This window comes from Paenibacillus sp. J31R109, from assembly GCF_059692055.1.
In genome coordinates, this window is sequence record NZ_JCAUAR010000034.1 from 16514 (window position 1) to 38853 (window position 22340).

Consider the following 22340-nt stretch of genomic DNA (forward strand, 5'->3'; position numbering starts at 1 on the left):
GGAGCCACAAACTAGATGGATTTCCTGTAGTCTTTGGACTATTAACGCAAAAAGAGCCGAACTAAATGGAGGTTTTCCATCTAATCCGGCTCTATGTCATTTGCAACGCTAGTATCCAATTCTACTATAATACGCGACGTGCTGTCATATAACGGGAAGACCAAGTTCCGCTATGAATATCGGTAACGCGGACACCACCTGCACCGTAAGTTTGAAGGATTTTATTATTACCAGCATAGATCCCTACGTGGTGAATGACACCAGGCTTACCTGGGATGGAGAAGAACACCAAATCGCCGACACGTAAGTTGCTGCGAGATACATACTTACCTACACGTGCTTGTTGTTGAGACGTACGCGGCAGGTTGACGCCTACTTTTTTGAATACATATTGTGTGAAAGAAGAGCAGTCAAAGTTACGTGTTTGGCCTGCAGTAGCTCCGAATTTGTAAGGAGTACCTAGATATCTTTTACCAATAGAAATAACCTGACTTCCTCTGGATGTCGATGTTGCTGACGCTGTAAGCGCTGTAGCATTGGTTACTTCAGATGACGCAGCTGCTTCCGCTTTACCAGGTGCACCTGCTGCAACTACTGATAATCCTATAGATACGGACAATGCCGTAACGACTAATTTTTTGTACCAAGTTTTCTGTGGGTTTTTCATGGGGTTTGCCTCCTTAGAGTTTTCGCTGAGTTTTCGCCAAGCTATCTTGCATTGAAGACATGGTAGCTTCAATTGATGGCTAGCAAGAATAGAATCTTGATCAGTTGACCCTTAATTGAGTAACCTTGCGAGGTGGTTGTCCACCTGAGACTCAGTATACCAGATGAAAATTGCCCTATTATTTACCATGCAACCTTTTACAACGCGCTATATCAAGGGGAAAGCCCAATTCTGAGAGAATGATGAGAATCCCCTTATAATGTTCTTATTGACAGGATTGTGGAAGCGTTACAATGGCCGTGGAGCCTAGACCTAGACTACTTTGGAGCTCTAAGGTTCCCCGATGTTTGAGCACAATATGTTGAGCAATGGAGAGTCCAAGTCCTGCACCGCCGTGTTTGCGATTCCTTGCTTTATCGGATCGATAGAAACGATCAAAGATGTGCGGGAGGTCTTCCTCAGCGATGCCAATGCCTTGATCCATGACTTCAAGAATGACCCGTTTATCCTGCAGACTGATGCGAATATCAACGATCTTCTGACTATATTTCAATGCATTATCTATTAAAATAATAAGCAACTGTCTGATCTGATAGGGATCCCCGCTCATCGGCAGCTCTTTCATATCGAGCTCGGACTGCACGCGAATCTCGCGGGATGTCGTGATGCGGAGGGACGCTGCTGTTTGCTCCACGAGCGGAATGAGATCGAAGTCTGTATTCTGCTCACAATTTTCACGGTAGGTGTCGGTGAGGGACAGGAGATTTTGCGTGAGCAGTTTCAATTGGGCTGACTCAGATACGATCGCTTCCAGCGCTTCCTCGCGTAATTGATCGTTGCTAGAAGCCCACCTCCGCAAGAGGCTGGCATAGCTTTCAATAATCGTGAGTGGTGTTCGAAGCTCATGAGAGGCATCGGCAATGAATTGCTCCTGTTTACGAAACATCTCCTGCAATCTATCAATCATGCGATTGAAGGTGGTCCCCAGTCTCATTAATTCATCATTTCTATGTTTGTCGGGAAGAGTAATATGACGAAACGACCCGCTGTTCTCGATATTTTGCATAGTCGCGATGAACTGATGAAGGGGCTTGAATAGGACATTGGTATAAAAATAACCCCCGATAAGAGCTAGAATAAGCGCTCCGATGGAAGTTAAGACAAGAATCGAGATCAACATTTCAGAATACATACCAAGTCTTCGCAGGTTACGGCCAATTTCTAGAAGGGCAACCTGTTTCCCGTCTTTGAACACGGGGGTTCGTACGAATAAGAGTATGCCATCCGCATCGGTTATTAAGTCTTCTGAAGCCATTGTCGAATAGCTAGCGGGGTAACTAACAAGACTCGTATCGGAGTAAATCTGATGCGCGACCTTCGAGTCTGGCGTAATATAACGCAGCATTTCTTGCGGGATGAGCAGCTCATCCATTTGCATATTATTTTTCCAATATTCCGGATGATTAGGTAGATCTTTCAGCAGTAAAGCGCTAGCCTTATCCTTCAAAAGGTCAATTTCGCCTTTCGTTGTCACACGGATGAACATGTAATAAACGAAGGTAAAGCTGAAGAATAAGATTATCATTAATCCAACTGATACCCACAGTGTGATTTTCAGTCTTAGGCTCATACAGGCTCCTGCCCATCTGAGGCGGTGGCATTGCCATCTGGCGGAGCTTCTGTTGTTTTGATCAAATAGCCGATGCCGCGAATCGTCTGAATCAGCTTCGTGGAGAAGGGCTTGTCCACTTTCTGACGTAAATAACGGATATACACATCGACCACATTCGTGTCCCCGATAAAATCATAGCCCCAGACTTCAGAGATGATTTGCTCGCGTGTCATCACTTCATTCTGATGTTGAATGAGGAAGCGCAGTAAATCAAACTCCGTGGGTGTCAGTTCAATAGCTGTGCCCTCACGCAAGACCGCGCGGCTTTTCAAATCCATCGTAAGCTCATTGATTTTTAGCAAATGATCCTGTTCAGGAGCCTGATCTTGCAAGCTCTTTTGCCGCAGCAGACTACGAATACGAGCTAACAGCTCTACCGTTGCAAAAGGCTTCGTGACATAATCGTTGGCACCTTGATCGAGCCCGCTGACGCGATCTGGAATCGCATCCCGTGCTGTTAGAAGTATGACAGGCAGGGTGGCATTTACCTGCCTAAGCCGTCTAAGAACTTCAAGTCCATTAAGTTCAGGGAGCATAACATCAAGAAGGATGAGATCCCATCCTTCTTCACTCAAGGCAGCTTGAAGTCCTGACCGTCCATCCCCACAGATAAGCACCTCATAGCCTTCATGCTCAAGCTCTAATTGCAGCACACGGGCAATACGTTCTTCATCTTCAATTAACAAAATGCGGCTCATAGCGGTTCATGTTCACTCCCAAAGCAGCTGCCTGCAGGCAGCAGTATTATTTGTACAGATGTGGCAGATGGGGCAGCCAGAAGATTTCTTCGCATTTGATAAAAGATTGCAGAAATTCGGGCTCGACGGGTATCTGCGACCGGTAAGCAAGCAACGCCTGCCATTTGCAATAGGATTGTCCCTGTGTCATTGAGCGGCGGATAGGCGGTGGCCAAGCGACATGCATGGGGTAACGTTGCCCCTCTGCCAGATGAGCCTCGAATGGAAGCGTCGGTGTGACGCCGCGTGGCCAAGGCCACTGTGATTCCGGACCGCTATGAATCAAGTAGGTATAAATGGTACCTGTGTAGCCCAGTTGCGAAGCGGCCTCCATGACGAAAGCATGCGCGGCCCCATGGTCGGGATGAGTATCGGCGGCATCCGTTGTATAGATCTCTTTGGGTTGCAGCAACGTGATTAAGGCCTTCGTATCCCCAAGGGCGCAAGCTTTACGATAAGGGGCTGGGCAGCCGTAATACTGCGAGTGAAAATCAGGAACAAGTGCACCATAGGTCGTTTGCTGCTTGGTAAAACGCTGCTGATAGGGCGGCGTAGCTCCCGTTGTTGTGAAAACACGATCCAGCCCGCTGTCTGGATAACTGAGGAATGTGAGATCCTGGGGCCGAAGCCCGATCAACGCCGCGGCTTGCAGGGTCTCATACTGGCGTACGCGGGCCAGCTCCAGGTAATGAGAAGGTCCGAGTTCCTCCGGACGCTTGTTGAATAAGAGGGTGGCGGCTTCCGGGTAACCATCGCCATTCGTGAAGAAGACAACATGAACGCGTTTGCCACAGGCGATAGCATTCATGATAGTTCCTGCTGTCCCGAGTACTTCATCATCGGGATGTGGGGCAAATATAAGCAAATCAACGGGGCATAGTCCAACAGGCGGGCTAGATGCTCCGCTCCAATCGTCGATCTTCAACGCAATTCCTCCCTGCCTCACATCCATTGCATGCTATCAATGTATGTGGGCAGAAGCGGAAGCGTGAGGAGAGACGGTCTATTCCCAACCAGGGAATAGGGGTTTCGTAGGTTCCGGAAGGTGGAATCCGCCGATAAACGCACAGCCGATTCCCCAAGCGATGATCATCCAGATCAGGAAGAGGTAGGCTTGCTTTCGACCGCCCTTTTTGGACCAATAGGACATTTGCTGGAAGGTGAGCAGGATGGTGGAAATCGTAAGTGCGGTCAGTTTGAGCCACATTATTGACTAATCTCTTCCTCTCTTAAGTAATAAGGAGGTCCTTGTCCACCAATTTGAGAGACATTCGCGGTAACCTTGATCTGAACATCCACATTAGGAAAAAGTTCAGGCCAATCCTTCTCGATTTTCTTCCATAGCTTTGGATATTTGCGATAAACAGATTGTCCAAGGCCTGCACTGTCTGTCTTGTAGGTTTTTTGCAGCTTGTGGAAAAGTTGCTGGTAGACTTGGTTTATGTTCTCTTGGAAGGACGCATCGAGCTGCTCCATCACCGCCGGGTCGCTCGGATCAATCTTCGCACGATTGTCCGTTATACGACCATCAGCTGTAATGTCCAGAATGAAATGAGGGTGCTCGTCGGTGACTACCACGCGTTTCTTAGCAATTAAATTAGTGATATGAACGGACAGTTTACTTTGCTGATCCGGAAGGGTGACGGACATGTCGCCAAAGGCTTTTCTCCCTAACAAACTGGTAAGAGCCACAGCTTGCATGTCATCCACATAGCCGACTAACTTGGTTTTATAAAATAGTGCAATGCTGCTCAGCAGAATTTTACCGTCTTTGTCCTTCGAGAAGGCCGCTGCAATAGGTTCAATCCCTGTAGCCGCGGAGGAAGCATAGAATGTACGAAGCATGGAAGGCACCTGCATTTTTCTAACAATGATTTCGCGCAAGGCTTCTTCCTTCGTTGCCTCCAAGGGATACTCGGTTTCGATGAGACTTTTAGCATCGCTGTCTCGAGCAATGACAATGTAGGTACGCAATCGGTTCTTCGGATTTCTAGAAATTAAATCCATCACAGGAGCTACGTCTTTACGAGCCAGTGTCTCTCCAACCATGAAAATACGACGGTGTGAAGGCAATTCGTCCCTTGAAAGCTTTCGCTCAAGCTTCATGGTCATGTCATCTATATCTTCGCCATAATGGACAACTGGCATGTATGTCTTTTGCTGTGTGCCGCCACTTGTTGTTAATTGACCTGCACCTATCGATTTGGGGATGGCAATTTGAACATAACCGCGGTACAGGCCTGTATCTGGCATGAGATCAAAGGCAGAAACCTGCAAGATGGCGATATCATTAATTTCCTTGCGATCCCAGCAACCGGTCAACAGGAGAAGAATTAAGGAGTATGTCATGAGTAGGTATCCTTTTCTTCTCATCATTTGTGCCTCTTCTTATTTTCTTCAGGCGAAGTTGAGACGTGGTCGCGATCAATGAGCCAGTGTGGCGCACGGATCATGAAATCCCGCAGGGCTTTTAATCGCAGGGGTCCGATTGGCGCCAAATAAGGTACACCTACAGAGCGAATACCCGTTAAATAGAGGGCTAGCGTAAACAACCCGAGTAGTATGCCGACGAAACCTAACGTACCAGCGAGTAACAGCAGCAATAAGCGCAAAATCCGAATGGAAAAAGTCATGTTATAGCGAGGAATCATGAACGAGGCAATTCCCGTTACAGAAACGACGATCACCATGGGAGTCGATACGATGCCCGCTTGTACGACGGCTTGTCCGATAACGAGGGCGCCGACGATGCTGACAGTTTGTCCCATTACGCGTGGTAAGCGAAGTATCGCTTCGCGAAGCGCTTCGAACGTAATCTCCATGATAAGAGCCTCGACCATTGCAGGAAAAGGGGAGGCTTCACGGGCCCCAGCGACAGCAAGCAATAAGTTCGTCGGCAGCATTTCCGGATGGAAGGTTGTAATGGCCACATAGAGAGAAGGCAATAGAAGCGCCAGAATGATGGACAGAGAGCGAATAAACCGGATGAAGGTGGCACTAGTGAACATCAAATAGTAGTCTTCACTGGATTGAAAGGCTGACCAGAATTGAAAGGGAGCTATTAAAACGAAAGGGGTATTATTGGTGAAAATCGATACCTTGCCTTCTAAGAGCGCGCCTGCCACCACGTCAGGCCTCTCTGTGTACTCCATGGTTGGAAAAATGCTGAAGGGGTTATCCCGAATCATTTCTTCGATATAGTTGCTTTCAAGCACCGCATCAATATGAATCGCGGACAACCGATTCGTAATTTCATCGATAATAGTTGGATCCGCAATATCTTCCAAATAAATGAGCCGTACTTCCGTTTGGCTTAGTGTGCCGATCTGCCAAGTCTTAATTCGCATTTTATCCGTTTTCAATCGACGGCGAAGCAAGGCGACATTCGTCTCTAAATGCTCTGTAAATCCCTCTCTTGGCCCACGTACGCCTGTTTCTGTTTCAGGCTGCTCAATATTGCGGTGAGGCAGACAAGCTAGGTTGGCTAGAAGCACCTGCTTCTCCCCTTGCTCGGCGACCATCACAAAGCCTATGAGCAGACTATCAATCAAGGTCTCGAACAGATTGGTATGTTTGATTTCAGGCGTCAGGATTTGAGAGGAAAGGGTTTCTGTTGTTGGTTGTGCTTCTGTTAAGGGTTTGGTAATCTCACGTTCAATCCGATCTGTTTCAACCAAACATGAGATATAGGCAATGAGCGTAGAACGGATGTTCATAAAGACTAAATCAGGATCATGATCTAGCTGCTGATTGATATCATCTTGCAGCTTGATAATATCGATGGCTTCATCAACCGGCATTTGTTGCATCCGATCTCCTCCTTAGGTCTCAACGATGCGCTTTCTGAAGATGTTGTTAAAGATCAATATTAGCAAGGGGACTCCGACGAATAACGGGAGTTCAATCACCCAAGGAACAACCTTCAGGCCAACAAAAATATGGCTTGCTAAATTCTTGGCGGTATAGATGGAAATAAACCAGATGAGAATCATGATGGGAATAATCACGACCCGATGATTCTCCGTTTTCCACTGCGTGGTAATCATCGAGCAGGCCGCGTAAGCGTACAGAATAATTTTGAACAGACCGCCTGTAATGAATGTTGTTACGACAAAAGGATCCAGATTATCGATAAAATCAGCGATTCGGATCAATTGAAAGCTGGTGAGCAGCGGATAGAAGGAGCGGTAGAACAAGTCTGGCCCCAGCGTGCTAACGGCAATGAGATCAAGCAACACAAAGACAGCACCGACCAAGAGGGAGGAGTACAGTGCAGCTTTGCGAAACTTGCTAGGCGTTACAGTTAATTTCCAGAATACCGTGAAAACAATAATCTCCCCGAAGGTCGTTGTTAACCCAAGCGGGAATACGGTTACGCCAATGCTTTTCCAATCCGATGCAACTGGCAGCAGCCACGAGAAGTCAATGACGTCTGAGAAAATCAACAAGATGACTTGGATACATGTGAACAATAAAACGATGATAATACTGAGCTCAGCTAGTCGAGCAATCCGTTCAATTCCGGCATAGCAAGCATAAGCAACCAAAAGTACTAGGAGCAGCATTAAGAACGGAGCTGGCGTACTAGGGAGCAGAAATGTGCCCATCAACTCGCCTAAATCCCTGAGAATGCGACCAGCCTCGTAAATAAAAGCAAAAACATAAAGTGTAGTTATTAGGTGACCGAAATACTTGCCAAAAGTTATCTGGAGCAGGGAAACTAAGGTTTCACCTGGATTGCGTTCGTAAATTCGTGTAAACATCCATACGATGCTAATTCCGAGCATGGCACTGATTAAGGCAGCTAACCAAGCGTCCTGTTTAGCACCGCCAGCGAAGCCAAATACAATCGTTGTACCTAGCTGAAATAAAAACAAAAGGCAGAATGTTTGCCATGTCGAGAGCACTTGAATCACGCAGAACCCCCCTGACGTGCTAATGATCTTACTATTTTCAAATTAGGGAAAAAATATCCTTCCTTGCCTTTAAACACCGGAGGACAATTGGGATAGATGAGTGAAAATGTCCATTAGCCTAGTCCACCTGCCTCGGTTCCGACATAAAATAATTCCATAGACGAATGAAGGAGTAGAACTTATGAGTATATCTCCCAAAAAGAAGGTGCGCATCAAAGCCAAACACAAGGTAGCGATTTTACTCAAAGATCATGATGCTACCGCCAAAGTCTATGTGGAGATTCTTGGAGATCTGAAATCGCCAGAAGTCATGATGGAAGCGATAAAACGCTTAGAAGATGGCTTCATCTATACGGATGAGAAGTGTACGATGCTCATTGATAGTGATTATATCGAGGTATATCCTAGAAGGAGTCTCAGTCGTAGAGAAGGAGAGGATTTCATTTTCTTAATCGATCGAACCTCTGCAAGGAACTATGTTGTTTCCGCCAAAATTATCAAATAGTGATGGCTCATGCAAAAACACCCCCTAGCCGCGCAGTCAGAAGATAGAACTCCTGATCTGACGAGTAGGGGGTGTTGTGTTTGATTACTTATTTTTTGCTTGCAGATGGAAACGTTTCTACGGAAGTTAAGCGATCGTAGAAGTCCGTGAAATTATTTCTTTCAGCGGAGTCAAGCAATGCCATTGCTGTACGAGGGTGCTCGTCCAGTGCACCAACGATCATGTAAGGAATGAGGTAACCCCAATCCCATTTCTCACGCATAGCGATCATGTGCTTCTCAATAAGCCCTAGAACAGGACGTACATCGTAGCGTGCTCCCTTCAGGTGGCTGAGCAACAATTCCGTTGTACAGTTACCAGCAGCGCGGCCCATACCGTACACAGATGAATCCAAGAAAGTTACACCTTTGGAAGCACCAGTCAGCGTATTAGCGAAAGCAAGCTGCATGTTGTTGTGCATATGCAAGCCAAGTTCCTTCTCAGGAAGCAAGCGTTGGAATTTGGAAACTAGGTAATCAATGTCTTTGGATTGCATGCTGCCGTAAGAATCTACTACATAAACAACGTCAACAGGGCTTCTATTGATTTCTTCAAAAGCTTCCGTCAGTTCATTCTCCATCACGTGGGAAAGCGCCATAATGTTCAGGGACGTCTCGTAACCCATGTCATGGAATTTTTGTACAAGCTCAAGACCTTTATCTACGTCCTTGATGTAACAAGCCACGCGGATCAAATCAAGTAAGCTGTCTTCACGAGGCAAAATGTCTTTCTCATCTACACGTCCGATATCAACAAGAGCGGATAGTTTTGTATCTGTTTTTTTCGTAATGACATCACGCAAGAAGGACTCATTCAGAAATCTCCATGGGCCAGATGCGCCGCCTTTTAATAGCTTTTCTGAGTTTTTGTAACCAATTTCCATATATTCAACGCCAGCAGCGCTCAAGCCGCGATACATGTCTTGGACAAACTCCACGCTAAAATCCCAATCGTTAACTAAACCGCCGTCTCGAATCGTACAATCCAAAATCTTGTGCTGATGATGCTTTACCATACTCGCAAATACCCCTTTCGACAGCTCTTGTCGCCTTCTGATTTTGCTATATTATCACTTATGAACAGGTGGCTTGTCAATGCAAGTGTAGGCCATCAACCAACTTTTCTAGGCAGGATATGGTAAAATAGAAACGACAGAAGTGATCACGCTAGGGGGATGTGCGGAATGAATCGGAACGAATGGACATTGGCAAGAGAAGTAGCTGTAGGTGCAGCTGTGAAAGCAGGCGAATTGGCGAAGAAACGTTACGGTGGTCAATTCCTTCTTGAGCACAAGGATGAACGCGGCGATCTAGTGACAGAGGTGGATGTGCAGGCGGACCGTCTGATCGTAGAGGACATCCTGAACGTGTTTCCCACGCATCGCATCTATAGTGAAGAAGCGGGCGAGGGGGGAGCTGCGAGTGATTGGGTGTGGCACGTCGATCCTTTGGATGGGACGAACAATTTCGCGTTGGGCATTCCCTTATACGGCGTTTCGATTTCATTAAGCTACCAAGGTCGGATTGTGCTGGGTGTCGTTCATGATTCGGCTATGGAAATCACCTATGTGGCTGTTCAGGATGAAGGGGCATGGCAGGGTGAGCGGCGGTTGCTGGCGAGGCCTAGCGGAGTGCTGACGAAGTCTACCGTTTCCTGGATACAAGGGCATGCCGTAACGAAGGACGATCAGCGGGCATTAGCACTTCGACATCATCTGGAATTTTCGGTCAAAAGAGTGATGCGAGTATGGGCCCCCTCTATCGTGTGGGCGATGCTAGCCAGAGGGGATCTGCATGGCGTTGTCTTATACAACTCCGAAGGGGAAGATCTCTATGCTGGCTTGTTGCTTGCGCAGGAGGCTGGTGTGACCGTGACGGATTTCGAGGGCAATCCTGTTGCGTTGCTCGGGGGTACGGCTATTGTTCCTAATGAGGGTGCTGACAGCGCTATTTATTTGGTTGCTGCCCCTCCGGCCTACCATGCGGAGTTGCTTCAATTCGTTCAGGAAGCACTGAAGACGACGGCGGAATAGGTTTTCGAATAGGATAGGAACAATTGGTCAAACCTAATGGCAGACTTTCCATTTGAAGGAAGAAAGAAAGGGTGCTGTTAGATGAAGGACTTTGTTCCTATCTTTTTTGAATTCAATCAAACGCGGGATGCGCTGCTCGCGTTAGACACGTTAGAAGAGCTCGGCTATAAGCCGGAGCTGCTGGAAGGGGAGCGTGCAACGCTGCACATTCATCTCGATGAGCAGGAGATCACCTCGGCCATAGAAATTGCCCAGTCGCACGGTGGGCGACTTGTAGATCGGCCGCAGGTGCAGTCCGAACAGGCGACCTACGCGATGGCGTATGATCTCGAGGGCTCCATCCGCATTCCAGCACATACCGTGAATGAGGATTGGTCCGAGAGCTACGCGGCATCCGCGGTCGTAACGGATCGCGATGCGCTGCCGAGTGATGATGAGGCCGCTTTCGATCCCTCGGCGGATGACTATAATCACTTTAGCGCGGGTATTCGAATTTAACCCGCTGCTGTGGCAGCTGAACAAAAGAACCTGAGGAGGGGTTTGCTCCTCAGGTTCTTTTTGTTTTATGCGGACAATAGCTGGCTGTAGCTGCCAGCCGATTTAAGCTGCTGAGACGTCGAAAATTGCAGTCTCGGAGGCAGCAGGGTGCTGAAGCGCAGCTGAGCGAGCAATTTTTGCAGTCTCGAGCGTGCTGGCTGTAGCTGCCAGCCGATTTGAGCTGCTGAGACGTCGAAAATTGCAGTCTCGGGGGCAGCAGGGTGCTGAAGCGCAGCTGAGCGAGCAATTTTTGCAGTCTCGGAGTCGGCGTGGTTACTTCATTCTCAGTGCCGCATGTTTTATCAACTTTATTTTATTCGTAAAGGAAATATCTGTAACCATTCTCATCCCGCATACGTTTGGTGTAATAAGGAAGATAGTTGAAGAAGGAGTGGTTCCTATGGGAAGTAGGAGGAAGATTGTCGCCGCCGTAGTGGTGGTCAGTCTAGCCAGCGTATTGGCAGGTTGTAGTGCGAAACCGGCCAATCAGGGAGGCTCGAGCAGCCCGAGCCCAACGACGCAACCAACTTCGAGCTTGACTCCGTCGCCCTCCCCTTTGCCAACGCCGACAGGGTCACCTGCGCCCACGAAGGATCCAGCATCGCCACAGCCAACTGCGAAACCTTCTCCAGCAGCAACCGCGCCAAGCTTTACTACCCCGGCAGATGCGAAGAAAGTGATCGAAGCCCGTGCCCAAGAAGTGATAGCCATTCTGAAAGAGAAAAATATATCGAAACTCGCAGGTCTCGTGCATCCGAAGAAAGGTGTCCAGTTCTCACCCTATTCCTACATTGACACCGCAACGGATATTCAAGTACAAAGCAGCAATCTTTCATCGCTCTGGGCTAACCCAAGTCTTACGCATTGGGGGACTTTTGATGGATCAGGTGATCCGATCGATCTCACATTTCCTAATTATTGGGCAAAATTTGTGTATAACGCTAACTTTGCCGCCGCGCCACAAATAAGCTACAACTCGATGATTGGCAAGGGGAATATGATCAACAATGTGTTCAGCGTATATCCCGCGTCTTCCTATATAACAGTGGAATACCATTTCCCAGGTTTCGATCCGCAGTATCAAGGGATGGATTGGACCAGCTTACGGCTAGTGTTTGAATACACAGGATCACAGTGGTATGTCGTTGCTATCGTCCATGATCAGCATACCATGTAGATCACCAGGAGGTGCACGTTTGTCTTTTTTTACTTGCTGCATACTCAATTAATACCACTGACACCGATAGGATTAGGTGGTATAATTTGGCTTGGTGAGGAGCAGTGGGATTTTATGAAAAATTGGAAAATAAAACATAAACTTTTTATCTTTATTTTAGGAGGCGTGCTGGCCTCGAGTGGGCTGGCATGGCTGTTTGTTCAACAGTCACATCAGTTGTATGAGCAGATTATTTATCGGGAAGCAACGGACAAGTTTTATTTATTTTCAGAGAGGATGGAAGAAAAATTAAGGGAGATCGATAAACTCTCCATTTCAATTTTAGCTGATCCAGACGTGCAAGCGGATTTAAAGAAGATGAAAATGTCGCCCTCCACCTATGAAGGCTTTGATGCCGCGAACAAACTGAAACGTAAACTACTAACCTACCATCAGACGGATTTCTCTGTTTCATCCATTACAATTTTAGATTTAAGCGGTAATTTGCTTAGTACAGGCATCAATGCCGCGAGCATCAATGATCGGAATAAAGAACGCTATCGACAACTTGCGAATGAACAGGGTGGGGCAAGTGTTTGGGTAGGAGGAGAAGAAGGGGAGGAAACGTTTTATACGGTGAGAGATATTCGGGAGATTGCGGATCTGAACCTTGAGCGTTTGGGCACCTTGATGATCGGTATCCAAGCGTCGAAAGTGATGTATGCTTCAAGTGAGCGACATGGGAACTATGATTCCATGCTGATGGTAGCATCCGGCGATAAAGTGCTGTTTACAAGCAATCGGGATTTGCCTCTACCTGCCGCCCGCGTGAACGGCTCCAGTATAGTTGAAATAGACGGCAAAAACTATCTATCCGCGCAGTTTACCTTAACGTATACAGGTTGGACTTTTGTTCATTTCATTCCCTATGATGCGGTATTCAGTCATGTTAAAATGATGAAAAACTGGCTGCTAGGCTTATATGTCTTTCTAGCGATTGTATTGTTGTGGCTTGGTATGCGGTTCTCGCTCAGTATGACACGTCCACTCGAAGCGTTAACGCAACGTATTAGCTTGGTGGAGAAAGGGAATTTTGCCTTAAGTGAACCCTTAAACCCAGTAAAAAGGGATGAATTTAGTATTTTAAACCGTAATTTCGATAAAATGACAGAGCGTCTTGATGCACTCATTAAAGAAAACTACGTGAAACAAATTCAACTCAAGGAAGCGGAATACGAGGCACTGAAATCGAAAGTAAATCCACATTTTTTATATAACACACTGGACTCCATTCATTGGATGGCAAAAGGCTACGGTCATACGGATATGGCGCGCATGGTTAAGGCGCTCGGTGATATGCTGCGCAACGCGATTAGGCAAAAGGAATTTGTTACGCTGCGTGAGGAATTAGCCCATTTACACAACTACATCATGATTCAACAAATCCGTTTTGAAGAGCGGCTGGTTTATTGCACGGACATAGCGGAAAACACGCTCGACCTTCATCTGCCTTGGATGATTGTGCAGCCCATCGTGGAAAATTGTTTGAAGTATGGTGTTGACGCAGAAACAGGACGTTGTGAGATTAGTTTAGCTGTGCAGATTCAAGAGGATCGTCTCGTGTTGACTGTACAGGACAAGGGGCCAGGCATTCAGATGCAACTGGATAAAGGTGATTCGGTAACAGATCCTGCCTCTGATCGTACAGGGATAGGTCTATCTAACATTAACGAGCGAATACAAGTATGGTTTGGTGAAACATACGGGATTGAGATTGAGCGGGGACATGTACAGGGAGCAGTCATTCGTGTGGTGTTGCCGATTTTGCCGAATATGCCAAGAGAGAAGAAAAACAGGGGGTGAAACGATGAGTACCTACACCATTTTATTAGTTGATGATGAAAGAATTATTCGTGAAGCTATTGCGAGAACGGTGGACTGGGAGGCACTTGGACTTGAGTTAATTGGGACAGCGGCAGATGGACTTCAAGCGTGGGAACAAATCGAGGCGTTGAGACCGGATATTATTTTGACGGATATTAAAATGCCACGTCTTGACGGTCTAGAGCTCATCCGTCGAACGAAGGAGCAACAGCCGGAGGCGAGATTCGCTGTGCTGTCAGGTTATGATGAGTTCGATCTTGCTGTAGGCGCCATGAGCATGGGTGTGAAACATTATCTGCTCAAGCCGTGCGACGAGCAAGAGATCGGTAGGGCGCTGAGTGAACTCGTCCGTGAATTGGACGAAGCACGTCGCCGTGAACAACTGCTCGTGGCCGCTCGCAAGTCGGAAGACACAAGAATGTCAGAGCGCGAGCCTCTTCTCGCGCTATTGCTCGAGGAGCCCGCAGCGGAGGACGCCGCTGAGCGTCTGCGCTTAACGATGCAGCTGCACCGGCACATGAAGCTTCGCCTCATCTTCGTGCAGTGGGAGAAAATCACCGCTTGTCAGGAGCTGCGCGTTCGTGAAATAGCCGCTGCGCAGAGCGGGCCTGGGCGGTCGCTGTTGCTAAGCGCCGTAGCTGGGAATCGGCTGCTTGCGGCAGTGGCAGATGCGGGGCTCGCTGAGGCCTTAGCGGCTGGGGCACGGCTGCGCGATGAGCTTCAGAGCCGCTGTCCAGGCTTGCAGCTGACGATGGCGGTCAGCGAAGCGGGGGCGCTGGAGGGGCTAGCGCATCTGTACCAAGACGTGCAGACCTATGCGGCTTTCGCCTTTTATCTTGGCGCAGGCGGCATTGCCACGCGAGAGCTTGTTGAGCCACAGCGTGCAAGGAACGCTGTACCTGAGGCAGCGAGCGGGGAATTAATCGCAGCCGCACTGCGTATGGGGGATGTAGAGGGGGCGCGCTACGAATTAGCAGCTTTCGTTCAGGCACTTGCTGCGGCCCGTTATGAACGTCACGCGTCGCTGAGCTTGTGTCTGCAACTGTTGACCACATTGTTCAAGGAAGTCCCTGTGGAGGAGTTGCAGAGCAAGATGGCCAAACTACTGAGTCTGCCAACACTGGGTGAAATTGAAACCTACGTTGCTTCCGAGATGGAACAATGGATAGAACGCTTCGGCGAGACTCAGAGCAATCGGGGATCAGCCATTGTGCTGCGCATGAAGAGGTTGATTGCCTCTCACTTAGGGAACGAGGACTTGTCACTGCAATGGTTGTCACAGCAGCATATTTTCATGAACGCGGAGTATTTGGGGCGGTTGTTCCGGAAGGAGACAGGCGAGAAATTCTCACAGTATTTGACACGCCAGCGGATTGAGAAATCGAAGGCATTGATTGCGACGGAGACAGAAAGCAAAATGTATGAAATTGCCGCGCGTTCTGGCTTTGGTGGTGACCAGCAGTATTTCGGCAATGTTTTCAAAAAGTATACAGGCTATTCGCCGCTTGAATATCGAAAAAGCTTAAAAGAGAGGAATCACAGTACGCGTTGATTTCTCTCGGATTTTCACAAAAAAAGTATCGGTTTTTTCTATGTAGGTTTGATGAGATCAGGTATATACTCGATTTAATTCCTAGTATTCACATATGTTTTTGCGTAAAAGAGAGGGGGAAGGAGATGACGAAGGACGGATGGATTCGGAATCGTCGGGAAGAAGAGATTGCGGAGCGATCGGATCGATTGGCCGCGCGCTTCGCTGAACGGTCAGCTCAGCATGATGCAGAGGGCAGTTTTCCCTTTGCCAATTTCGCGGATCTACATGATGAAGGCTATTTGCGGCTGACGCTGCCCCGGATTTATGGCGGAGAAGAGGCAACGCTTTACGAGCTTGTGCTTGCACAGGAGCGACTTGCGCGCGGCGATGGATCAACGGCACTTGCGGTAGGCTGGCATGTTGGCCAATTACTGCAGCTGCGCAACACGCATGCTTGGCCAGAGGCATTGTTTGAATGGTTGTGTAGTGAAACAGCTCACAATGGGACGCTGATTAATCACTTAGCGTCGGAGCGGGCAACAGGGAGTCCAAGCCGTGGCGGAAGACCGGAAACGAAGGCAGTTGCCACGGATAAGGGATGGCTGCTGAGCGGGCGTAAGACGTATAGCACACTAAGTCCTATTCTCACGTGCTTTACGGTTTCGGCGGCGATCGAGGGGACAGAGGAAGTCGGTGAGTTTTTCGTTCAAACCGGGCCGGGAGTTCATGTGGAAGAAACATGGAATACCCTTGGCATGCGTGCCACAGGGAGTCATGACGTCGTGCTGGAGAATGTATTCGTGCCAGATGAGAAATTAATAAACCGCTCTGGATCACCACGCAAGGGTAGATTGCCTGACGATGGGGGATGGCTGCTGCATATTCCCGCTTGTTACATCGGGATAGCCTATGCTGCCAGGGATTTTGCCATCCGTTTCGCGCTGAATCATCGGCCGAATAGCTTGACTGGACCGATTGCCGATCTGCCGAATATTAGGCGTCAAATCGGTGAAATGGAAGTGTCGCTGATGACGGCGCGTACTCTTCTGTATGCTACTGCAGACCGTTGGGATCGAGAGCCGGAGCAGCGCGCATCCCTTAAGCCAGAGCTTGGACTGGCGAAGTATGTGGCCACCAACCATGCGATCTCCATTGTTGATGCAGCGATGCGTATTGTCGGTGCAGCGAGTTTATCCCGTGCGCTGCCACTGGAGCGCATGTACCGCGACGTACGGGCAGGTCTGCACAATCCGCCGATGGACGATTCTGTGGTGAATGGGCTGGCACAACGGGCATTGAATGACTGTACATAATTTTCTAAAAGGATGGGGATTCCGACGATGAAACGAAAAATAACAGGTTTAACATTCGCTTTAACTGCTGTAGTAGCATTAGCAGGCTGCTCGAATGGCAGCTCTAGTGCTCCTGCTGCGACAACTGCTGCGACAACGTCCGCAACGGCTGGGGCTACGCAGGCCCCGGTTTCTAAAGATCCAGTAACCTTGCGAATGACTTATTGGGCAGGATCGCAGCTGACGGTAGACCGGAATAATGCCGTTGTTCAGTTGTTTCAGAAGGCATACCCGAACATTAAAGTTGAGGCCGAATATTATGCAGGCGATGCTTATTGGGACAAAATGAGCGTGCTCGCCGCATCGAATAATTTGCCGGATGTGATCCGGATGGATTACTCGAAAATTACGAATTTCGTTAACAAAAATTTATTGTTGCCGCTGGATGACTATTTGAAAGATAAAACAATCAATCTAGAAGGCGTCAACCCAATTCACAACGCTGGCGGCCGTTTCAACGACAAGCAATATGGGATCAACATCGGCAATAATGCACTGGTTATGTTTTATAACCCAGAACTGCTTGAAAAAGCTGGCGTCAAACCGCCTACGGACAATTATACGTGGGAGCAATACGAGAAGGATTTACGTACGTTCAAAGATAAGCTCGGTATTCTCGGAGATACGCACCTGACCCAGTCACACTTTAGCGTCTGGCTTCGCCAGCATAATAAGTCGCTTTTCAGCAAGGGGCAAGATGCACTTGGCTATGAGGATGATCAACTCTTTGTTGATTTCTTTAAACAGCAGCTTCGTTGGCAAAAGGATGGGCTCATAACACCGCTCGGCACAGAGCTTGAGGTAAAGAGCTTGGAGGATGGTCCGTTTACGAAGGGACAGACCGCATTTGGCGGTTTTGGATATTGGAGCAATCACGTCGATATCATGGAAAAACAATTGAAGAAGAATGTAGGGTTAGCACCGTATCCGGGCGATGGCAAAGGCATGTACATTAAACCGTCCTTCTTCCATTCCATTTCCAAATCGTCGAAGCACCCGAAAGAAGCCGCACTCTTCATCGATTTCTACACGAATAATATTGAAGCTGCCAAGTCACTGAATGCTTACTTTGGCATGCCGTATAATCCTAAGGTCATCCAAGGTATCCAAGATACGTTCACGGAAACACAGAAGCGCGTCGTTACTTACTTAACGAATGTGGAGAAAACTGCCTCAGCGATTGATGCTCCGGAGCCTGCGGCTGGTGCGGAAGTGAACAAGGTGTACAAAAACATTAGCGACGAAATTTTGTTTGAAAAAACCACGCCAGAAGATGGCGCTAAGCGATTCCGTAAAGAAGCGAATGCGATTCTGGCAAAAGGGAAGTAACAGTGGAGAGAAGCGCGGGGGGAGCTTAACGCACTCCCTGCGTTTTCGCTTTGTACAGTAGAAGGGGGAAAGTAATATGGTGCAACCTGCACGAGGAAGGAAGCTGCGGGATTATAACAATGCTGCAGGTTACGCGTTCATTTCGCCATGGCTGATTGGATTCATCCTGTTTTCCGTGGCACCGATGATCGTTTCGCTTGCGCTCGCATTTACCCGATATGATATATTATCGCCGCCGGAATGGGTGGGGCTTCGTAATTTCAAGGAAATGTTCACAGAGGATCCGCGGTATTGGAAGTCGGTGACAGCGACGCTCCTGTTTGTACTTATTGCCGTTCCGCTGCGCCTGCTGTTCGCTCTTGCTGTGGCTCTGCTATTAAATACGAACTTAAAGCTACCTGCCTTATTTCGCTCTGCATTTTATTTGCCAACTCTGATTGGCGGAAGTGTCGCTGTCGCGGTGATGTGGCGTCAACTGTTTGGGGCACAAGGCGCAGTGAATTCGCTGCTAACAGCGGTAACCGGTCATGCGTTTCAAACCTCGTGGATCACGCATCCCTCAACAGCAATAGTTTCGCTTGTTTTGCTTGCTGTATGGCAGTTCGGATCAGCCATGCTCATCTTTCTTGCGGGACTGAAACAGGTACCGAAGGAGCTGTACGAGGCGGTAACTGTGGATGGAGCAGGAACATGGCAGCGATTTCGCTGGATTACCCTCCCGCTATTAACGCCCGTTATTTTTTTTAATCTAGTGATGGGGATTATTAACGGCTTCAAGGTATTTACAGAGGGCATGCTCGTAACGGGCGGAGGACCCTTTGATAAAACGTTATTTTACGCCTTATATGTGTATGAGAAATCATTCCGTTATTACGAAATGGGCTATGGATCAGCCATGTCCTGGGTGCTGCTAACTGTGATCGCTTGTTTCACCGCTGCGTTGTTCGCTACATCCCGTAATTGGGTTCACTATGAAACGAGAGGGGAATAGATAGTATGCTGACACGGCGAAAAAGACGCTTGAACGTAATTCTGATGCATGCTTTCACTTCCATCTTTGCTCTGTTCATGATGTATCCCATGCTCTGGATGGTGTCCAGCTCACTGAAAGATACAAGCGAGATCTTCATTCATGCTCATCAATTGATTCCATCCCCATTCAAATTTGTGAATTACACGAACGGGTTTAAAGGTTTTGCAGGGATTTCATTTGCTGTATTTTTCAAAAACTCAATTATTATCACATTCTTCTCGGTCATCGGAGCTGTCGTTTCATCCCTCTTGACCGCCTATGGGTTCGCTCGGATTCGGTTTCGTGGAGCAGCCATTTGGTTCGCTTGCATGATGACGACGATGATGTTGCCGCATGAGGTGCTGACGATACCGCAATATATTCTGTTTCAGAAACTCGGATGGATCAATACGTTCAAACCATTAATTATTCCCTCTTTTTTCGGCGGAGCCTTTTTCATCTTCCTGTTGATTCAATTCATGCGCGGAATTCCGAAGGAGTTAGATGAGTCGGCCAAAATGGATGGGTGCGGCGTATTCGGAATTTTGATGCGTATTCTCCTTCCGTTGCTGATATCTCCCATCATTACGGTGTCGATCTTTAAATTTTACTGGACATGGGACGATTTCTTCAGTCCGCTGCTATACCTCAATTCCCCTAAGCTTGCCACGGTGGCACTGGCATTGAAAAACTTCTCAGACCCCACCATGCAGACCGATTGGGGTGCTTTATTCGCGATGTCAGTTCTGTCGCTTATCCCCATATTGCTCGTATTCGCCTTCTTTCAGAAGTATATGGTTGAAGGGATCAGCACGACGGGGTTGAAAGGATAAGTTAGGGCAATTACATGTAAATTTTTATGAAAAAGATCTAAAGCCGAATCGACCTTCGTATAAATAGGAGGAATGTTCGGTTTTTTATGATAACTGGAAATTGTAACCATTGACAGCCTGTGTGAGTTGTCATATATTTATCACAATTAAACCGAGTTATCTTATAGGGATTAGGAGATGTCCACCATGCAAAACAACTTAGTTAGTGCATTTCAAACAAACTGGGTCAGTTTAATCGTTTCATTAGTAGTGATCGGATTTATTTATTATCTAGGCAGAAAGAGAGTCAGTTTCGGTAACCGAGTATTCATCGGTTTAGGACTTGGTATCATCGCGGGGGTTATTTTCAATCAGGCGGGTCTGCAATTTAAAAGTGTGAGCACGATCGGAACGATTTACGTTAACCTGATCAAAATGCTTGTAATGCCATTGGTATTTATTCTTGTCATTAATAGTATTTCGTCGTTGTCCAGCATGAATCAACTTCGCAAACTAGGTTTCAAAACGATTGGTTGGTTCCTACTTACAACCGGTATCGCAGCTGTAATCGGTCTACTAGTCGCATTGGCGATTGATCCAGGTAATGGCATCGCACAAGCGGTTCCGAAGGATTTTAAAGCCAAAGAAATCCCTACATTCTCTCAAGTTATCTTGGATTTGGTACCGTCCAACCCAATTAGCGATATGGCGAGTGGTAAGGTTGTACCGGTTCTCATCTTCGCAATTTTCGTAGCTGTAGCAATCGTGTCTATTGGTTCCAAAAAACCTGAATCTGTAGCATCTGTGAAGTCGTTCATTTCTTCAGCTGCTGCTGTTATGCACCAAGTTGTTAAGTATGTTATTCGTTTGACACCTTATGGGGTGTACGCGTTGATCGCGGCGATGGCTGCTAAGTATGGTTGGGAAACGTTGGAGCCATTAGCTAAAATTATTTTGACTTCCTACGTGGCATTAATTATTCACTTCGTATTGGTATTCGGTGGACTAGTGCTTCTTGTGGCGAAAGTTAACCCAATTAAATTCTTTAAAAAGGCATATCCGACTATCGCAGTTGCATTTACAACACGTAGTAGCTATGCAACGCTTCCAGTGAACTTGGAAGTTATTACGAAACGTCTTCGCGTATCACCGCGAATTGCTAGCTTCGTGGCACCGCTTGGGGCAACGATGAACTTCAACGGCTGTGGTGGTGTTTGGCCGGCGGTCGTAGCGATTTTCGTAGCAAAAGTTTATAATCTTCCACTAGGTATTTCTGAGTACTTATTGTTGATCTTAGTAGCTGTTATCTCCTCCATTGGGGTGGCTGGTGTACCAGGTCCTGCATCCATTTCAACAACGGTTGTATTGACTGCACTTGGCTTGCCGCTTGAAGGTATGGGTCTAGTTCTAGGCGTTGAAGCTTTGATCGACATGGGTCGTACAGCTGTAAACGCAACAGGTACGACAGTTACAGCATTGCTTGTAGCTGAATCCGAAGGCGAATTCGACCGCGCTGCGTTCGATCGTGACGAGGAAGAAGAATTAGAATTGGCAACTGCTTAATCCATAGACATGCAAAAAGACGAACAGCACCTCAGGTGTGTGTTCGTCTTTTTGGTTTGTGACGATGTACCTGCTAAAACAACGGGAAAACGTACCGGACAAGGAAAAACAACAGTCCGAAAGTGATAATGATATACGCTGCATATCGAATAAAAGTGGATGCGACAAGTCCTTTGTCATATTTCTGCTCAATTCGCTTTTGTTCAATGTCCACGCTTTTCATCGGTTCCATCGTTTTCAGCTCCCTTTACTGGTATGGGGGTTGCCATCTATACGAGATAATACCCGTTTGAGTGGAAGTTGAATCAGCGGACACTTCGTACGCAAAAATAACTGTAGTTTTGATCGAGTTACAGCATGAAAAAGCAGTTCTACTGCCTCTGTAACTCGAAATAATCGAGTTACAACATGAAAAGGCTGCACCGCTGCCTCTGTAACTCGAAATAATCGAGTTACAGCATGAAAAGGCTGCAGTGCTGCCTCTGTAACTCGAAATAATCGAGTTACGGCATGAAAAGGCTGCAGTGCTGCCTCTGTAACTCGAAATAATCGAGTTACGGCATGAAAAGGCTGCAGTGCCGCCTCTGTAACTC

21 protein-coding genes and 1 pseudogene are annotated in these 22340 nt (G+C 47.5%); 11 read left to right on the forward strand and 11 right to left on the reverse strand.

Features of this window, described 5'->3' with window-relative positions:
- Window positions 1-124 precede the first annotated feature (124 nt).
- The 8 genes from AC58QT_RS34880 to AC58QT_RS34915 form a co-directional block, all read right to left on the reverse strand.
- Window positions 125-667 carry a C40 family peptidase gene (locus tag AC58QT_RS34880; RefSeq protein WP_497412945.1) on the reverse strand — a complete coding sequence of 181 codons (543 nt, stop codon included), beginning with the start codon at window positions 665-667 and terminating at the stop codon, window positions 125-127.
- 265 nt (window positions 668-932) lie between these two features.
- The gene (locus tag AC58QT_RS34885; protein ID WP_497412946.1) at window positions 933-2297 is read right to left on the reverse strand and encodes a sensor histidine kinase; all 1365 of its coding nucleotides are present in this window, start codon (window positions 2295-2297) and stop codon (window positions 933-935) included.
- Window positions 2294-3037, reverse strand: a complete 744-nt coding sequence (locus AC58QT_RS34890; RefSeq protein WP_497412947.1) for a response regulator transcription factor — start codon at window positions 3035-3037, stop codon at window positions 2294-2296. Before AC58QT_RS34890 ends, AC58QT_RS34885 begins: the two co-directional genes overlap by 4 nt.
- 46 nt (window positions 3038-3083) lie before the next feature.
- Complete coding sequence (locus tag AC58QT_RS34895; protein WP_497412948.1) at window positions 3084-4001, reverse strand: PIG-L deacetylase family protein; 918 nt, start codon at window positions 3999-4001, stop codon at window positions 3084-3086.
- Between the two features lie 78 nt (window positions 4002-4079).
- Complete coding sequence (locus tag AC58QT_RS34900) at window positions 4080-4283, reverse strand: hypothetical protein (RefSeq protein WP_497412949.1); 204 nt, start codon at window positions 4281-4283, stop codon at window positions 4080-4082.
- The gene (locus tag AC58QT_RS34905) at window positions 4283-5425 is read right to left on the reverse strand and encodes a Ger(x)C family spore germination protein (RefSeq protein ID WP_497412950.1); all 1143 of its coding nucleotides are present in this window, start codon (window positions 5423-5425) and stop codon (window positions 4283-4285) included. The genes AC58QT_RS34900 and AC58QT_RS34905 overlap by 1 nt, the downstream gene beginning before the upstream one ends.
- Before the next feature lie 23 nt (window positions 5426-5448).
- On the reverse strand, window positions 5449-6885 hold the full coding sequence (locus tag AC58QT_RS34910) for a spore germination protein (protein WP_497412951.1): 1437 nt from the start codon (window positions 6883-6885) through the stop codon (window positions 5449-5451).
- Window positions 6886-6897: 12 nt separating this feature from the next.
- The gene (locus AC58QT_RS34915; RefSeq protein WP_497412952.1) at window positions 6898-7992 is read right to left on the reverse strand and encodes a GerAB/ArcD/ProY family transporter; all 1095 of its coding nucleotides are present in this window, start codon (window positions 7990-7992) and stop codon (window positions 6898-6900) included.
- A 181-nt stretch (window positions 7993-8173) separates the two neighbouring features.
- Between AC58QT_RS34915 and AC58QT_RS34920 the strand changes: the two genes are divergently transcribed.
- A complete protein-coding gene (locus tag AC58QT_RS34920) occupies window positions 8174-8497 on the forward strand; it encodes a hypothetical protein (RefSeq protein WP_497412953.1) in 324 nt (107 codons plus the stop codon).
- A gap of 88 nt (window positions 8498-8585) precedes the next feature.
- Here AC58QT_RS34920 and AC58QT_RS34925 read toward each other — a convergent pair whose 3' ends face one another.
- On the reverse strand, window positions 8586-9551 hold the full coding sequence (locus tag AC58QT_RS34925) for an aldolase catalytic domain-containing protein (RefSeq protein WP_497287532.1): 966 nt from the start codon (window positions 9549-9551) through the stop codon (window positions 8586-8588).
- 168 nt (window positions 9552-9719) lie between these two features.
- Between AC58QT_RS34925 and AC58QT_RS34930 the strand changes: the two genes are divergently transcribed.
- The 10 genes from AC58QT_RS34930 (at window position 9720) to AC58QT_RS34975 (ending at window position 21747) form a co-directional block, all read left to right on the forward strand.
- Window positions 9720-10568, forward strand: a complete 849-nt coding sequence (locus tag AC58QT_RS34930; RefSeq protein ID WP_497412954.1) for an inositol monophosphatase family protein — start codon at window positions 9720-9722, stop codon at window positions 10566-10568.
- An 81-nt stretch (window positions 10569-10649) separates the two neighbouring features.
- Complete coding sequence (locus tag AC58QT_RS34935; protein ID WP_497412955.1) at window positions 10650-11066, forward strand: BRCT domain-containing protein; 417 nt, start codon at window positions 10650-10652, stop codon at window positions 11064-11066.
- 439 nt (window positions 11067-11505) lie between these two features.
- Window positions 11506-12282, forward strand: coding sequence for a hypothetical protein (locus AC58QT_RS34940; RefSeq protein WP_497412956.1), 777 nt, complete (start codon window positions 11506-11508; stop codon window positions 12280-12282).
- Window positions 12283-12396: 114 nt separating this feature from the next.
- Window positions 12397-14124 carry a sensor histidine kinase gene (locus AC58QT_RS34945; RefSeq protein ID WP_497412957.1) on the forward strand — a complete coding sequence of 576 codons (1728 nt, stop codon included), beginning with the start codon at window positions 12397-12399 and terminating at the stop codon, window positions 14122-14124.
- Window positions 14125-14128: 4 nt separating this feature from the next.
- On the forward strand, window positions 14129-15697 hold the full coding sequence (locus AC58QT_RS34950) for a response regulator transcription factor (RefSeq protein WP_497412958.1): 1569 nt from the start codon (window positions 14129-14131) through the stop codon (window positions 15695-15697).
- A 125-nt stretch (window positions 15698-15822) separates the two neighbouring features.
- Complete coding sequence (locus AC58QT_RS34955) at window positions 15823-16992, forward strand: acyl-CoA dehydrogenase family protein (RefSeq protein WP_497412959.1); 1170 nt, start codon at window positions 15823-15825, stop codon at window positions 16990-16992.
- A 27-nt stretch (window positions 16993-17019) separates the two neighbouring features.
- Window positions 17020-18360: an ABC transporter substrate-binding protein gene (locus tag AC58QT_RS34960; RefSeq protein WP_497412960.1), complete on the forward strand. Its 1341-nt coding sequence runs from the start codon at window positions 17020-17022 to the stop codon at window positions 18358-18360.
- Window positions 18361-18436: 76 nt separating this feature from the next.
- Window positions 18437-19351: a carbohydrate ABC transporter permease gene (locus tag AC58QT_RS34965; RefSeq protein ID WP_497412961.1), complete on the forward strand. Its 915-nt coding sequence runs from the start codon at window positions 18437-18439 to the stop codon at window positions 19349-19351.
- Window positions 19352-19356: 5 nt separating this feature from the next.
- On the forward strand, window positions 19357-20205 hold the full coding sequence (locus AC58QT_RS34970; protein ID WP_497412962.1) for a carbohydrate ABC transporter permease: 849 nt from the start codon (window positions 19357-19359) through the stop codon (window positions 20203-20205).
- Window positions 20206-20391: 186 nt separating this feature from the next.
- Window positions 20392-21747 (forward strand): dicarboxylate/amino acid:cation symporter, encoded by a 1356-nt coding sequence (locus tag AC58QT_RS34975; RefSeq protein ID WP_497412963.1) that lies wholly within the window; start codon window positions 20392-20394, stop codon window positions 21745-21747.
- A gap of 73 nt (window positions 21748-21820) precedes the next feature.
- Here the strand turns inward: AC58QT_RS34975 and AC58QT_RS34980 are convergent, their stop codons facing one another.
- On the reverse strand, window positions 21821-21979 hold the full coding sequence (locus tag AC58QT_RS34980; protein ID WP_310501789.1) for a hypothetical protein: 159 nt from the start codon (window positions 21977-21979) through the stop codon (window positions 21821-21823).
- A 5-nt stretch (window positions 21980-21984) separates the two neighbouring features.
- Window positions 21985-22340 (reverse strand): annotated as a pseudogene (locus AC58QT_RS34985) (hypothetical protein); the annotation flags it as partial.